Source organism: Haloarchaeobius sp. FL176 (genome assembly GCF_024609245.1).
In the GTDB taxonomy this organism is placed as follows: domain Archaea; phylum Halobacteriota; class Halobacteria; order Halobacteriales; family Natrialbaceae; genus Haloarchaeobius.
Genome location: NZ_JANJYH010000001.1, coordinates 292800 through 306810, shown reverse-complemented (window position 1 = coordinate 306810; position 14011 = coordinate 292800). Strand labels below are relative to the sequence as shown.

General features: G+C 70.0%; 13 protein-coding genes. 8 read left to right on the top strand and 5 right to left on the bottom strand.

Going from position 1 to position 14011, the window contains the following annotated elements; genetic code table 11:
• Nucleotides 1-15: 15 nt before the first annotated feature.
• The gene (locus NO978_RS01555) at nt 16-804 is read left to right on the top strand and encodes an N-acyl homoserine lactonase family protein (protein ID WP_257297753.1); all 789 of its coding nucleotides are present in this window, start codon (nt 16-18) and stop codon (nt 802-804) included.
• 58 nt (nt 805-862) lie between these two features.
• On the top strand, nt 863-2023 hold the full coding sequence (locus NO978_RS01550) for a pyridoxal phosphate-dependent aminotransferase (RefSeq protein WP_257297752.1): 1161 nt from the start codon (nt 863-865) through the stop codon (nt 2021-2023).
• Between the two features lie 57 nt (nt 2024-2080).
• Here the strand turns inward: NO978_RS01550 and NO978_RS01545 are convergent, their stop codons facing one another.
• The gene (locus NO978_RS01545; RefSeq protein WP_257297751.1) at nt 2081-2809 is read right to left on the bottom strand and encodes an SDR family oxidoreductase; all 729 of its coding nucleotides are present in this window, start codon (nt 2807-2809) and stop codon (nt 2081-2083) included.
• A gap of 182 nt (nt 2810-2991) precedes the next feature.
• Entirely contained in the window at nt 2992-3978 is a 987-nt protein-coding gene (locus tag NO978_RS01540; protein ID WP_257297750.1) for an MBL fold metallo-hydrolase, read from the bottom strand.
• 107 nt (nt 3979-4085) lie between these two features.
• Here NO978_RS01540 and NO978_RS01535 point away from each other — a divergent pair, with 107 nt between their 5' ends.
• From NO978_RS01535 to NO978_RS01525, 3 genes are all read left to right on the top strand, one after another.
• Nucleotides 4086-5210 carry a DUF4013 domain-containing protein gene (locus NO978_RS01535; RefSeq protein ID WP_257297749.1) on the top strand — a complete coding sequence of 375 codons (1125 nt, stop codon included), beginning with the start codon at nt 4086-4088 and terminating at the stop codon, nt 5208-5210.
• A gap of 56 nt (nt 5211-5266) precedes the next feature.
• Nucleotides 5267-6454 carry an alpha-hydroxy-acid oxidizing protein gene (locus NO978_RS01530; protein WP_257297748.1) on the top strand — a complete coding sequence of 396 codons (1188 nt, stop codon included), beginning with the start codon at nt 5267-5269 and terminating at the stop codon, nt 6452-6454.
• 84 nt (nt 6455-6538) lie between these two features.
• Entirely contained in the window at nt 6539-7456 is a 918-nt protein-coding gene (locus NO978_RS01525) for a rhodanese-like domain-containing protein (RefSeq protein WP_257297747.1), read from the top strand.
• 3 nt (nt 7457-7459) lie between these two features.
• On the opposite strand, the gene NO978_RS01520 is transcribed toward NO978_RS01525, so the two are convergent.
• A complete protein-coding gene (locus NO978_RS01520) occupies nt 7460-8215 on the bottom strand; it encodes an NAD-dependent protein deacylase (protein WP_257297746.1) in 756 nt (251 codons plus the stop codon).
• Nucleotides 8216-8335: 120 nt separating this feature from the next.
• Here NO978_RS01520 and NO978_RS01515 point away from each other — a divergent pair, with 120 nt between their 5' ends.
• Nucleotides 8336-8776, top strand: a complete 441-nt coding sequence (locus tag NO978_RS01515) for a hypothetical protein (RefSeq protein WP_257297745.1) — start codon at nt 8336-8338, stop codon at nt 8774-8776.
• A gap of 105 nt (nt 8777-8881) precedes the next feature.
• A complete protein-coding gene (locus NO978_RS01510; protein ID WP_257297744.1) occupies nt 8882-9496 on the top strand; it encodes a translation initiation factor IF-2 subunit beta in 615 nt (204 codons plus the stop codon).
• Nucleotides 9497-9590: 94 nt separating this feature from the next.
• On the opposite strand, the gene NO978_RS01505 is transcribed toward NO978_RS01510, so the two are convergent.
• Nucleotides 9591-10787, bottom strand: a complete 1197-nt coding sequence (locus NO978_RS01505; protein ID WP_257297743.1) for a thiolase family protein — start codon at nt 10785-10787, stop codon at nt 9591-9593.
• A 425-nt stretch (nt 10788-11212) separates the two neighbouring features.
• Between NO978_RS01505 and NO978_RS01500 the strand changes: the two genes are divergently transcribed.
• Nucleotides 11213-11992, top strand: coding sequence for a hypothetical protein (locus NO978_RS01500; RefSeq protein WP_257297742.1), 780 nt, complete (start codon nt 11213-11215; stop codon nt 11990-11992).
• A gap of 131 nt (nt 11993-12123) precedes the next feature.
• Here NO978_RS01500 and NO978_RS01495 read toward each other — a convergent pair whose 3' ends face one another.
• Nucleotides 12124-13935 carry a hypothetical protein gene (locus tag NO978_RS01495; RefSeq protein WP_257297741.1) on the bottom strand — a complete coding sequence of 604 codons (1812 nt, stop codon included), beginning with the start codon at nt 13933-13935 and terminating at the stop codon, nt 12124-12126.
• Between the last annotated feature and the right edge of the window lie 76 nt (nt 13936-14011).

The window sequence follows — 14011 nt, the reverse complement described above, 5'->3', positions numbered from 1 at the left end:
ACACCGACCGACGCCATGGCCGACATCTCGCTCACCCCGGTCCGACGGGGCCGGCTCGTCGTCGACGAGGGCTACCTGTTCGAGGACGTGGGCCTCGGGACGGCAACGACACCGGACCCAGTCCACGAACGCGTCGAGTGTCCCGTCTACAACGTCGTCGTCGAGCACCCCGATGCGACCATCCTCTGGGATACCGGGTCGCATCCCGACGCCGCCGACGGGCACTGGCCCGCCGAGCTGTACGACGCGTTCACCCACGAGGGGCTCCGCCCGCTCTCCGTGGACCTCGACGCGGCGGGCTACGAGCTCGCCGACATCGACGCCGTCGTCCAGAGCCACCTGCACCTCGACCACGCGGGCGGCCTCGGTGCTTTCGCCGGCACCGGCGTCCTGGTGTACGTCCATCGGGAGGAGTTCGCGTTCGCGTACGTGAGTGCGAAGACCGGCTCCGGCGACGCCGCCTACCTCGCCGGCGACTTCGACCACGACATCGACTGGCAGCTCCTCACCGGCGACCGCGCCACCCCGTTCCGCGACATCGACCTCGTCCGTCTCCCCGGCCACTCTCCCGGGCTCGTCGCGACGGTGCTGCACCGCGACGCTGACACGGTGATTCTGGCGGGCGACGTGGGCTTCGTGGACGAGAACGTCACGGACCGCCGCCCGATGGACGGCTCGCTGGTCTGGAACAAGCAGAACTGGTTCGACAGTCTGGACCGGCTCGCCGACCTGCGCCGCCGGCACGACGCGGTCATGCTGACCGGCCACGACCCGGCAGCCCCCGACCGACTCGACGCGCTCTGACTCCCGTCCAGACCACCGGCTCCCAATCGCTTTTCTCGCCGCCGGCACATCCCCCGGTATGAGAGGACCAACCGAGCGCGTCCAGGCGGTCGAACGGTCGAGCATCAGGGTGATGTTCGACCTCGCGGAGCGACACGACGGCGACCTCGTCAGGCTGGAGGTCGGCGAACCGGATTTCGACACGCCCGAGCACGTCGTCGACGCAGCCACGGAGGCCGCCCGCGCCGGGCAGACACACTACACCGCGAACGCCGGACTCCCCGAGTGCCGCCGGGCAATCGCGGACACGATGCGCGAGCAGTACGGCGTCGACCACGACCCCGATGAGGTCTGTGTCACCGTCGGCGGGATGGAGGCACTCCACCTCGCCGTCCTCGCCACCGTCGGTCCCGGCGAGGAACTCCTCGTTCCCGGGCCGACCTGGCCCAACTACGAGACGCAGGCGACGCTCGCCGACGGCGAGTTCGTCGAGGTTCCGATGCCCGCCGAGGACGGTTACGATCTCGACGCCGACCGGGTCATCGACGCGATGGGCACGGACACCGCCGCGGTCGTGCTCACCACGCCGTCGAACCCGACCGGGCGCGTCTTCGACCCCGAGGAGTGCCGCGAGGTCGTGGCGGCCGCCGCCGACCACGACGCGTACGTCATCGCCGACGAGGTGTATCTCGGCCTGTCGTACGACGGCGACCCGACGGGTATCGCGGCCCTCACGGACCACCCCGACCACGTGCTCACGGTCGGCTCGTGCTCGAAGACGTACGCGATGACGGGCTGGCGCCTCGGCTGGCTGGCCGGCGACTCGCACCTCGTCGACGAGGTCGTCAAGACCCACGAGTCCACGACTGCCTGCGCCTCCAGCGTCGCCCAGCACGCCGCCATCGCCGCGCTCACCGGCCCGCAGGAGCCCGTCGAGGCGATGTACGATGCCTTCGAGTCGCGCCGCGACCTCGTCGTCGACCGCATCGACGCCATCGACGGCCTCACCGCGCCGCGGCCGGAGGGTGCGTTCTACGCCTTCCTCGACCCCGGCGTCGAGGACGACCTCGCGCTCGCGAAGTTCCTCCTCCGCGAGCACGGCGTCGTCCTCGCTCCCGGAAGCGGTTTCGGCGACACCGGACAGGGCAGACTCCGTCTCTCGTTCGCCAACTCCGAGGAGCGACTGCACGAGGGGTTCGACCGGCTGGAGGCCGGGTTGCGGGCGTACCGGAATCGGTAGGTAGCTCGTGTTCACCCGACCGGAAAACGTGCGGCCCGCGAACGTCCCGAACGGATTTTAGCCCATCCGCTCGCCACCGTTCACGTTCAGCGTCTCCCCGGTCACGAACGTCGCGTCACGCAGGTACGCGGCGGCCTCCGCGATGTCCGCTGGCTGGCCGAAGTGACCGACCGGAATGCCCGCCATCTCCTCCGCTTTCTCCTCGGGCGTGCGGTCGGCGGTCATGTCCGTCTCGATGTGGCCGGGCGCGATGGCGTTCACCCTGATCCCGGGCGCGAAGTCCCCGGCGTGGCTCCTCGTCAGGGAGATGAGCGCACCTTTCGAGGCGGCGTAGTGGCACTCGATGGGCGCGCCGGTGTGTGCGAGGATGGAGGAGACGTTCGTCACCGACGGGTCGTCGTCGGAGGCCTCCAGATACGACAGCGCGGCCTTCGTGACGTTGAACGCGGAGTTGACGTTCACGTCCATGATGCGGTCGAAATCGGCCGGGGAGAGCGACTCGGTGTAGACGTGCTGGTCGATGCCGGCGTTGTTGACGACGTGGTCGACGCCGCCGAACTCGTCGGCCGCGGTCTCGACGAGCCGCGAGGCACCGTCGGGCTCCGAGACGTCCGCGCCGACGACGACGGCCTCCTGTCCGCGCTCGCGGACCGCGTCGGCCACCTCGGCGGCGGCCTCGTCGCTGCTGTGGTAGTTCACCGCGACGTCGTAGCCGTCGCTGGCGAAGCGGAGCGCGATTGCACGGCCGAGACCACGTGAGGAGCCGGTGACGACTGCTGCTGGCATACCGGCAACACGTGGGCCGACCCCTTCGTGGTTCGGGTCGCGGAATCCGAATCGGGGGAGGCCTGCCCAGCAGGCCTCGTCGGCGTCCCCCCGGCGCGATTCGAGGTCGACCTGTTCGTCGGGCGTGTCGTCTCCGAGGGGTCGGTCGAGCAGGGGGAGCCACCAGCTGTTTCGGGAAGCCGTCAGTTCGGCACTTCGGAGTCCCAGGCCGCCACACCGGCCTCAGCGGGGTCCATGCTACCGTCGTGGTCCGTCCCGTACACCAGCGGGTCGTCGTCGACCCGGCTGACCAGCCCCGCGTGCCGGAGGTGTTCGAGGTGCGCGAACGCCTCGCCGGCACCGAACTTGACGTGATAGCCCGTCATCTCGCCGAACAGCCGCTCGGCGAGTGCCCACGGCGTCGCCGGCTCCACGGCCGCGAGTGCAGCGAGCGCGCGACCGGAGCGCTCGCGGTGGTGCGCGCGGAGTTCGGCGACGCGCGACGCGAGCGGGAACGACTCGCCGTGGCCGGGCCGGGCGACCTCGACCCGCGCTTCGAGCCGCGAGAGGGTCCGTCGGTACGCCGTCAGCGGGTCGTCCTGTCTGGTGTCGCCGCCGCCGACGTTGGGCGTGCAGGTCCGCAAGACGGCGTCGCCGACGAACCCCACGTCGTCGAGGACGAAGGCGGCGTGCCCGGCTGTGTGGCCCGGTGTGTGGACGACCTCTATTCCGGCGACGCTCCCGCCGTCAGTGAGTTCGTGCACGGGGACCGAGTCGGGCACGGGTGATGGGCTGTCGAAGTCGACCAGCGTCGCGACCTGGTCCGCCGAGACCCCCCAGCGTTCGAGCGTCGCCGCGTCGCGGTCGAGGCGGCGTTCCCGTTCCGCCGCGTAGTCAGCCACGAGCGGCGCATCGTGCGCGTGCATCGCGAGGGTCGCGTCGGCGGCCTCGTGGAGGCGTGCCGCGTTCCCCGTGTGGTCGGCGTGCCAGTGAGTGACGAGGACGTGGTCGATATCCGCGAGCGCGAGCCCGGCGGCGGTGATGCCGTCGTGGAGGCGGTCCCACGCCGATTCGGTCGGCGGGCCGGGGTCGACGAGGACACCCCTGTCGGGCAGCAGGTACGCGCTGTTGCCGCCCTCGGCGTTACCGTCCGATCCGCCCGACACCTGTATCCGTCGTACGTCTGCCATCGAATGGTGGTCACCACGGCCGGTCGGCGGAAACGTGTTCCGGGTCCGGCACCGAGTCCTGTCGGTTCTCCGGTACATCTATGGTAGTGCCAGCGAATTGCTCGGACATGTCCCTCCACGCAGTAGACGAACTGGACGACGCCATCGACGTGACGAAGGGGTTGCTGTTCCCCTTCGACCTGCGTCGCTGGCTCAAGCTCGCGCTCGTGGTGCTGTTCGTCGGCGGCGGCACCGGCTTCCCGTCCTACGCCTTCAACTTCGCGGGGTCGAGTGGCGGCGGCGGTGGCGGTGGCGGCGGCGACCTAGGGCTGACGCTGACCGACGGCGAGTTGCTCCTCGCCGTTGGCGGGCTCGTCGTGGCCGTCCTCGGGTTCTTCCTCCTGTTCGGTGCTCTCGGCGCCATCATGGAGTTCGTCTTCGTCGAGGCGCTCGTCAGCGGCGAGATCCGCATCAGACACAACCTCGGGGAGTACTGGCGGCGTGGGCTCCGGCTGTTCGGCTTCCGGCTCGCCGTGTCCCTGCCGATGCTGCTCGTCGTCCTCGGTGTCGTCGCGGCGTTCTTCGTCCCCTTCCTGCTCGGAACCGGGGCCGAGCTGGGGCTCCTCTTCCTGTTGGCAGCCATCCCGCTCCTGCTCATCCTCGCGTTCGTCGTCGGCATCCTCAACGGGTTCACGAGCGCCTTCGTCGTCCCGGTGATGCTCGCGGACGACTGCGGGGTCCTCGACGGCTGGCGGACCCTCTGGCCGTCCATCACCGACGAGACGGTGGAGTACATCGGGTTCGCGGTCATCAGCTACGTCATCCGGCTGGTCACCGGTACCGCCGCGACGATGGTCCTCGGCGTGACCGCGCTCGTGCTGTTCATCCCGGCTGCACTGGTCGTGTTCGGCGTGTTCGCGGTCCTCTCGACGACGCCGGGTCTGCTCGCTGCCGCCACCGTCGTCGTGGTCGGCGCCGTCTACGCCGTGGCGCTGTTCGCGGTCTGGGCCGTCGTCCTCGTACCCGTCGAGTCGTACCACCGCTACCACGGGCTGCTCGTCCTCGGCGACCTGCTGCCGGACTACGACCTCGTTGCGGACCGCAGACCGGACGACGAGAGTGGTTCCGGCGGTGCGACCCCCGGCGACGACAGCGGCCCCGGCGGGTTCGACGACGAGGACGGCTTCGAGGAGGGCACGCCCGCCGACGAGGGCGATGACGGCTTCGGCGACGGCTCGCCCGGCACGGTGTAGACGCCCGGGCGGTAGAGCGCCCCTAGACTGAAGCGACGACCCGCCGATTCCTCCGTATGGTCGACGACGAGGACGCCTCGACACCGTACGGACGGCACCGTCAAACGAGCGTCTACACGACGGGGATGCTCACTGGAACCGTCCCGGATATCCCCGTGGACCCGGACCGACTCGCCGAGCGCGCCCGGGAGAAGCTCGACGGCCGGGCGTACGACTACGTGGCCGGCGGGGCCGGCGGCGAGTCCACGATGCGGGCCAACCGCCGGGCGTTCGACGACTACCGCATCGTCCCACGGGTCATGCGTGACACGGGGACACGTGACCTCTCGACGACCGTGCTCGGACAGGAGTTCGCGGTCCCCGTCCTCCTCGCACCTATCGGCGCGCAGGGTATCGTCCACGAGGACGGCGACCTCGCGAGCGCCCGGGCGGCGGCCCAGTGGGACGTTCCATACGTCTGCTCGACGCAGGCGTCCGAGCCACTGGAGGATGTCGCCGACGCGCTCGGTGAGACGCCGAAGTGGTTCCAGCTCTACGCAAGCGAGGACCGCGAGCTGACGCGGAGTCTGGTCCAGCGCGCCGAGGACGCCGGCTACGACGCCATCGTCGTGACACTCGACACGCCCCATCTGGGCTGGCGCGAGCGCGACATCGACCGCGGCTTCCTGCCGTTCCTCGACGGCGACGGCATCGCGAACTACACCAGCGACCCGGTGTTCCGCGACCGGCTCGCCCAGCCGCCCGAAGCGAACCCGCGCGCCGCAGCCCAGGAGTTCGTGCAGGTGTTCTCCGACGCCACGCTCACCTGGGACGACCTCGCCTGGATCGCCGAGCTGACGGACCTCCCGGTCGTCGCGAAGGACATCCTCCATCCCGACGACGCGAGAGCGGCTGTCGACCACGGCGCGGCGGGCGTCGTCGTCTCGAACCACGGTGGCCGACAGGTCGACAACGCCGTCGCCGCGCTCGACCAGCTCCCCGGCATCGTCGAAGCTGTCGGCGAGGACGCCACCGTCGTCTTCGACTCGGGTATCCGCCGCGGGGCCGACGCCGTGGTCGCCCTCGCGCTCGGCGCCGACGTGGTCTCGGTCGGTCGCCCCTGGGTGTACGGGCTGGCACTCGCCGGTGAGGACGGTGTGGCGACGGTCTGCGAGAACTTCCTCGCGGATCTCGACCTGACGGTCGCGCTCGCGGGCTACGACGCCGTCGACGACGTCGACGAGTCCGCACTCCGGCCCAGCTGAGCGGTCCGGACCGGGACACCTGAACAGTGTGATAGACGTTCTCTAACCGGAACGCATTTTTTGTTCCGACTGAACTAATCTGGTATGAAACGACGCGCGCTGCTCGCTTCCGGTGCCGTCGCCCTCGGCACCCTGACCGGCTGTCTCGGCGACGGCGGCGACGCCGCCGGGACGGACCCGGCAACAGGAACGGAGGCCCCGACGGAGACGACCAGCGGGACGACCGACGCGAACACCCCGAAGGAGATCGGCGGGGACGGGACCGAGTCGGGCGGCTCCTCGGACTCCCCGCGCGACGTGACCGCGAACCCCGGCGACCCGAACCCGACCGACGGCTTCCCACCTGAGCCCGAGGCGGTGCCCGCCGAACGCGCGGTTGACACGTCGAGCTACCGGACCATCGGCGTCGAGGGGGAGCAGATACAGCTCGCACCCATCGAGGACGTCCACTACTGGTGGGCGCGCCAGGAGGCCCGGATCGCCGACGCCCGCGGGCTGAGCCAGTACCGTGAGTCCCACGTCCTCGGCGCGGTCGCGAGCCCGGTCGGGACCGGTATCGACGACACCCACGTCGGCGACTGGGCGACCGACGAGCGCATCGTCTGCTACTGCGGCTGCCCGCACCACCTCTCCTCCATGCGGGCGGCCGAGCTTCAGGCCGCGGGCTACGAGAACGTCTACGTCATCGACGAGGGCTTCTTCGAGTGGGTTGACCAGTCCTATCCCGTGGTCGGGGCCGACGCGTCGAACCGCACCCTCTACCGCGTCCGGGGGCGCACCCGACGGCGATACGCCGGCGAGATGGTCGTGGCGCGCCACGTCGGGAGCGACCGGGTCGAAGCCGCGCCGGTCCAGCGCGACGGGACGTTCGAGGTCCACGTCCGGTTCGCGGACGTCACGCCGGACTCCCGCCTCCGGGTGGAGACACCGGCCTACACCGTCACCGCTACGCTCGACGAGCTGACGAGCAGCGTCGTCACGGCGCGGCTGGCCGAGGACTGAGACTCAGCGGTCGAGCTCCGCAACCCGCGCCACGACCGCCGGCAGGAACTCTTCGACGGACCGGCGGGCGACGTGGTCGGCCCTGGCCGCGTACTTCGTGCGGTCGAGGTTCACGACGACGAGCGTCGCGCCATTTCGGAGCGCGGTGTCGGGCAGCAGGCCAGCGGGGTCGACGGTCAGGGACGAGCCCGCGGCCAGGAACACGTCCGCCGTCTCCGCCCGCCGCCGCGCCTCTTGGATAGCCACAGGGGGCAGTTGTTCGCCGAACAGCACGGTGTCGGGCTTGTAGACGCCGCCACAGTCGCAGGTCGGCGCGCCCTCGCCGGCGGCGACGCGGTCGCGGGCGGCCTCGACGGCGATGGACGCGCCGCAGTCGGGGCAGGTCGCCCGCGTCCCGGTGCCGTGGAGGTGGACGACGGTCTCGGAGCCGGCCTCGGCGTGCAGTCCGTCGACGTTCTGGGTCAGCAGCGCGTCGAGGTGGCCCGCGTGCTCCAGCCGGGCCAGCGCATCGTGCGCCGCATTGGGGGCGACCTCGCCGTCGAAGAAGTGGTCGTGCAGCGAGAGCCAGTCCGCCCAGAACCGGGCCGGCTGTGCGCGGTAGCGTCGGATGGTGAACGCTCCCTCGTCGAACTCGTCCCAGAGGCCGCCCTCGCTCCGGAAGTCCGGGATGCCGGAGGCGGTGGAGAGGCCAGCGCCGGTCAGTGCGACTACCTCCTCGGCGTCGGCGATCGCGGCCGCGACGGTGTCCGGGTCGGTCACGGCCGGTCTATCGGCCGCCGTCGGTAAAGCACCTGCTGCTCGTCGGGTTCTGCTGTTCGAGAGCCTGCTGCTCCAGCGAGAAGTGGACAGATTGATGAACTGTTCGGTGGGAATCAGTGTATGGACCGACGCCGCGTCCTGTCCGCACTCTGTGGTGCGGTCCCGTTGGCCGGCTGTCTGAGCGGGGACTCTTTCGGCATCGACGACGCCGACACCACCGTCTCGGCCCGCCGGTGCGTGGCCGACCCTGTCAGCGAGGGCACCGTGCGGTTCGACGGCTCGGATACCGTCGTCGTCAGCGGGGACCTCCTGCTGCACACCCCCTGTGACGACGTGAACCTGAGCGTGTTCACGTCCGAGGACGAGCGCGGGAAGGCCATCGTCGAGGCGACGCCGGTTCGACCGACGGGCGGCGACACCGACTGCGAGTCCTGCGACGACCAGCCGGTGTGTACCTACCAGTCGCGGCTCACGTTCTCCGGGCGTGTCACCGGTGTCGATCTGGTCCACGCGCTTCCCGATGGTGGGTCGACCGACGTCGCCGTCGAACACCGAAGGTAGCCCGTCGGGAACCCTCGGGCTTCTCCGTCAGCCACCCGCGAACCGCCGGACGGCCGCCGACGGCAGTATCCGAAGGTTGAAACGCGCCCATCACCTCCAGCGTGTATGGAATACGAGGCACTTCTCGACCGAGCACACGACGACCTCCCCGACAGACCGCAGGACGCTGGCAGCCGCCTCTCCGTTCCCGACCCCGCGGGCGAGACAGACGGTGCGTTCACACGGCTCACCAACCTCCAGGCCATTGCTGACGCCCTCTCGCGGGACTCCCAGCACCTCCACCGGACCATCCAGCGGGAGCTCGGTACCAACGGCCAGTTCGACGGCAACCGCGCCCGCTACAACGGTTCGTTCTCCGTCTCCGACTTCGACGCGGCCATCCAGCAGTACATCGACGAGTACGTCACCTGCGGCGAGTGCGGCCTCCCCGACACGCGCCTCGTGACCGAGGACGGCGTCGACATGCTGCGCTGTGAGGCCTGTGGTGCCTTCCAGCCCGTCTCGAAGAGCAAGTCCCCGAGCAGCGCCAACGTCAATCCCGACGAGGTCGAGGAGGGACGTACCTACGAGGTCAAGATCACCGGCACCGGCCGCAAGGGCGACGGTGTGGCCGAGAAGGGCAAGTACACCATCTTCGTGCCCGGCGCGCAGGAGGGCGACGTGGTCCAGATCTACATCAAGAATATCTCCGGCACGCTCGCGTTCGCGCGGCTCGCCTGATTCGGCGGTTCTTCTCTTTCGAGCGCGCCAACCGACAGCGGCCGCTCCGCGGGGATACCGCGCTCGAGAGCGAGCATCCCGGCTGACCGACCGCTTATTCGCGCTCGATGAGCGTCGCGATGCCCTGTCCGAACCCGATACACATCGCGGAGAGCGCCGTCTCCGCGCCGGTCCGTTCGAGTTCGTGGACCAGCTTCGTCACGAGGGCCGCGCCGGTCGCCCCGAGCGGGTGGCCGTGGGCGATGGCCCCGCCGTTGACGTTCGTGCGCTCCCACGGCGCGCCCGTTTCTTCGAGCCACGCGGCGACGACGCTCGCGAACGCCTCGTTCACCTCGAACAGGTCGACGTCGTCGACCGTCATGTCCTCCGAATCGAGGAGCTGCTGGGTGGCCGGGATGGGACCGGTGAGCATCATCACGGGGTCGACGCCGACGACCTCCTGGGCGACGATACGCGCCATCGGCTCCCAGCCGTTCGCCTCGGCGACCTCGCGGGAGCAGACGAGCGTCGCGGCCGCGCCGTCGACGATACCGGAGCTGTTGCCGGCGTGGATGACGCCCTCGCCCTCCTCGCGGAACGCGAGCGGGAGCCCCCCGAGGGTGTCCATGTCGGTGCCGGGTCTGGCGTGGCCGTCGCGTTCGACCGTGATTGGCTCGCCGTCGAGCGTCGTCTCGACGGGGACGACCTGCGAGTCGTAGCGGCCAGCTTCCCACGCCTCGCCCCAGCGTCGCTGGGAGTCCACGGCGAGGTCGTCGAGGTCGTCCCGGTCGAAGCCCCACGTCTCGGCGATGCGCTCGGCGGACTCGCCCTGCGGGACGAGCTCCGAGTAGTGCTCGCTGTAAGTCTCGGCCATCGAGCCGCCGTCCGATCCCATCGGCTCGCGCGTCATGTGCTCGACACCGCCGGCGACGACCACGTCCTGAAAGCCGGCGGCGACCTGCCCGGCCGCGAAGTTGATGGCCTGCTGCCCGGAGCCGCACATCCGGTTGGGCTGGACGCCCGGCGGGCCGTGGCGGCCCTCGTAGGACGCGCCGGCCCCGGCGTCTCTGGGTATCTCTTCGCCCCACCCCGCCACGAGGGGTGCGATGCGAGCGATGTTCGACCCCTGGTCGCCTTTCGGGGTCACACAGCCGTACACCACGTCGTCGACGATGGCGGGGTCGAAGCCGTTGCGTTCCTCCAGCGCACGGAGCGGTGCTGCCGCGAGGTCCTGTGGATGAGTATCACGGAACGCACCGTCGCGTTTCCCGAACGGTGTCCGTACCGCGTCCACGATGACTGGCTCGTTCATCGATAGCAACTGTACCACGATTTACTTGTTTCTTACGCTGGTCCGGGCCGGGGGCACTGAACTCGGAACTGATTGGGTGTTTATTGGGTAATCCACGAAAGAACCGGAGCCACACCAATTATAAGTGGTATAAGTTTACGATAGAAAATTTTAACACCCCATAGCCTGAATATCGAGTTACATGACGCGTACCCACGTCGTGCGGAACGAGACCCGTACTGGTGGCGACCACCGGTACGCCGCACACGGTGACAAGCCGTCGACCACGGTGACGGGTACGCCGCTTTCTCGCTGAGGCCCCCCGTCACGCCGGTCCCCGACGCCCGGCAGCGCGTGGCTCCACCGCCAGCACGCCCTGTACTGCTGGCAGGCGGCCACCCGTGGAGGAACCGCCGTTCGACCGCCAGCGCCGACTCCACCAACCCATGACCGAGTTCACCTTCGAGACGGACGCCCAGCACGCACCCTACAACCTCGCGTACCTCGTCGACGACCGCAGCTACTGCTACCACCGGTTCGACGTGGACGCCGCGCACGACGACGGCGTCGTCGACCCCGACACCGGCCGCCGCGACGCACCCCCGGACTTCGGTGCCCGTCGCCGCGCTGTCGTCGCGTTCTACGGCTACCGATGCGGTCGCTGTGCCGCACAGATCGACACCGGGAGCGGCGGCGACGGCGAGGTCGCGTACCTGTTCAGCGTCGCCGACGAGGACCAGGACAGCTGGGCCCTCCGCACCCTCGTGGCCGTCTGCGAGCCCTGCTACGACCTGCTCAGTACGGACTGCACGGACCGGATCGGCGGCTTCGGCGACGCCTACCGTCGCGCGCCGCAGTTCCCCGCCTGGACCGGTGACCCCCGCGTCGCCGTCGAGCGGCTCCCGCTCACCGGGCGCGAGGTCTGGTTCAGCGACCAGCTGCGCGAGCGGGTCACCGTGGAGGAGCCGACGGGCGAGAGCGTCAACGCCGACGCCGCTGCCGATGCGTGTCTCGCTCGCTCGACACCCGCTGCGGTCGCGGTCGCGCTCAACGAGGCGCTCGTCGCCGACGAACGCGGCCCGCTCTCGACGGCGACGCGCCGGCTCTCGGACCAGTGGGAGTCACTCTCCGAACGCGAACGGACCGCCTACGAGCGGCGTGCGGTCGACGCCGAGACAGTTGTCGGCGGTGGGTTCGAGCCGTGTATCGACCTACAGCGTGTCTGAACACCGAGACGGCTTCCCGCGGAGCCGCACCGAATCACCTCCCTCTCCACCCGCTGACGCCTGCCCTTCACCCGCTGACGCCTGCCCTCCACCCGCTGACGCCACCCCCTCCCCAACACTGCCGGCCGGTGTCAGACGCCGACGCTCTCGGGGTCCGTTCGCCGCCGCCCGAGGTACCACCAGACGCCGAGCAGTGCCACACCGACGGCGGCGACGGCACCGCCCGCGGTCAGGCTGGTCGTCGCCCCAACCGAGACACTCGACATGACTGCGCCGGTCCCGAGTGCGAGGGCGAGGAAGCGCTCGACCCCCTGGTCCAGCCGCGCCTCCACAACGCCCTCGACGTCCGCTTCGGTGACGTACTCCGCCCGGAGCGTCTCCTCGACTGCGCCGAGGTCGTCGTCGTCGTCGGCCGCGCGCTCGTCGAGCGCCTCGACCTCGTCGGCGAGCGTCGAGACGGCGGTATCGAGGCGCTCTTCGGCGTCCTGCAGGTCCGCCGCGGCCGCGGCGGACTCCTCGAGCGCTGCGACGCGCTCGCGCAGCCTCGCGAGCCGCCCCTCGAGTTCGTTCACCTCCGAGACGGTGGCGTGGGCCTCCACGACATCGTCGATGCGGGCATCGAGTTCGATCCCAGTCGTCTCGATGTCGGCCGCCAGGTCCGCCCGGATTGCTTCGAGGTCGCTCCCGAGCGAGCGCTCGAGCGCCGCAACCGTCCGCTCCTCGGCCTTGCGCTCTTCGAGTTCGCGGGCGGCCTGGGCGACACGCTCCAGATCGTCGGCCCGGGCGGCGTCGTCCGCGAGGTGGGCGAGTCTGTCGGACAGCTCGCCGACTGTCGACGCCGACGCGGCGCGGTCCTCGAGGTCACGCAGCGACGCCGCGAGCGTCTCGACGCGCTCGGCTTCGGCGGTGGTCTGCTGGAGCGCATCGACCCGGTTCTGGACGTTCGAGACGCTGCTCGCGTCGGCTTTCAGCCCGTAGAGGTCGGTGATGCTCTCCTCGAGCCCGTCCAGCTCCGCGGTGAGCTGGTCCCGCTTTCGCTTCGCCCGGGACTGCAGGTGGTCGACGAACGAGGAAGTCGAATCGGCGAGCTCGAGGTTCAGCTCGTTGCGGAGCAGCTCGCGGTCGGCCTCGTCGACGCGGTCGTTCCGGAAGGCCGCGACGAGCTCGCCGACCACGTCGTCCTCGGCGTCGAGCCGTCGGTCGGTTCCGGGCGGCTCGCTGTCGCCGTCGGCTTCGCTCGAGCTGTCGGTCGAGGTGTCGCCCAGGTTCGGTTCGTCGTTCCCGGGTGCCGCGCCCGTGGGATTTTCGAGGTCGAGGGTCGGGGGGTCGTCGGCGACCTCGTCCGAGGCGTCAGTGGTTGGCGCGGCGGGCGCGGTGTCGTCTTCGTCGTCGCTGGAGCCGGCCGCGTCCTGACCGGCGAACGACCGCTCGATGGACGAGAGGTCCATATCGCGCTCCCAGTCCGCCGATTCGTCGTCGGGAGTCGGCACTTCGGGACCGGAAGCCGTGTCGGGGTCCTCGTCGGCACTCGAGGCGGACCGGCTGGTCCCGTCCCCGCCGAGGACCGTGAGCTCGGGCTCGCTCGCGAACGCGGCGGGGTCGGGGACGGACGTAGTACGGAGGCCGACCACCGTCTCGACAAGGTCGTTCGGCGCGAGCGAGTAGCGGAACTCCACGCCCTCGGTCGTCTTCTGCCACTGGTCGGCCTCGTAGTCGGCGTGGAACCCCACGTCGTCGGACTCGACCCCGGGTGGCATCGTGTCCCGGAGCGTGACTGCGACAGCGGTGTCGGCGTTCGACTCGATCTCGTACCTGATGACGGGGATGGCCGCCGCGTCGTCGGAGAGGTGCTTCGCCACACGCACCGAGTCCGTCCTGACGACGGTCGGCGAGCCGCCGTCACCCGTCGCAGCTTGCGACGTCCGTGAACGTTGCCCAGACATATATTTCACAGTGTACTGCATTCATTTTATTCTATCGGGCACAGATATCACTCGGCGTAGGAGTTCGTCGAGAAAC

Coding starts and splice junctions, on each gene's coding strand:
- NO978_RS01495 (WP_257297741.1), bottom strand. CDS start 13,935: ATGTCTGGGCAACGTTCACGGACGTCGCAAGCTGCGACGGGTGACGGC.
- NO978_RS01515 (WP_257297745.1), top strand. CDS start 8,336: ATGGACCGACGCCGCGTCCTGTCCGCACTCTGTGGTGCGGTCCCGTTG.
- NO978_RS01505 (WP_257297743.1), bottom strand. CDS start 10,787: ATGAACGAGCCAGTCATCGTGGACGCGGTACGGACACCGTTCGGGAAA.
- NO978_RS01510 (WP_257297744.1), top strand. CDS start 8,882: ATGGAATACGAGGCACTTCTCGACCGAGCACACGACGACCTCCCCGAC.
- NO978_RS01530 (WP_257297748.1), top strand. CDS start 5,267: ATGGTCGACGACGAGGACGCCTCGACACCGTACGGACGGCACCGTCAA.
- NO978_RS01500 (WP_257297742.1), top strand. CDS start 11,213: ATGACCGAGTTCACCTTCGAGACGGACGCCCAGCACGCACCCTACAAC.
- NO978_RS01540 (WP_257297750.1), bottom strand. CDS start 3,978: ATGGCAGACGTACGACGGATACAGGTGTCGGGCGGATCGGACGGTAAC.
- NO978_RS01550 (WP_257297752.1), top strand. CDS start 863: ATGAGAGGACCAACCGAGCGCGTCCAGGCGGTCGAACGGTCGAGCATC.
- NO978_RS01545 (WP_257297751.1), bottom strand. CDS start 2,809: ATGCCAGCAGCAGTCGTCACCGGCTCCTCACGTGGTCTCGGCCGTGCA.
- NO978_RS01555 (WP_257297753.1), top strand. CDS start 16: ATGGCCGACATCTCGCTCACCCCGGTCCGACGGGGCCGGCTCGTCGTC.
- NO978_RS01535 (WP_257297749.1), top strand. CDS start 4,086: ATGTCCCTCCACGCAGTAGACGAACTGGACGACGCCATCGACGTGACG.
- NO978_RS01525 (WP_257297747.1), top strand. CDS start 6,539: ATGAAACGACGCGCGCTGCTCGCTTCCGGTGCCGTCGCCCTCGGCACC.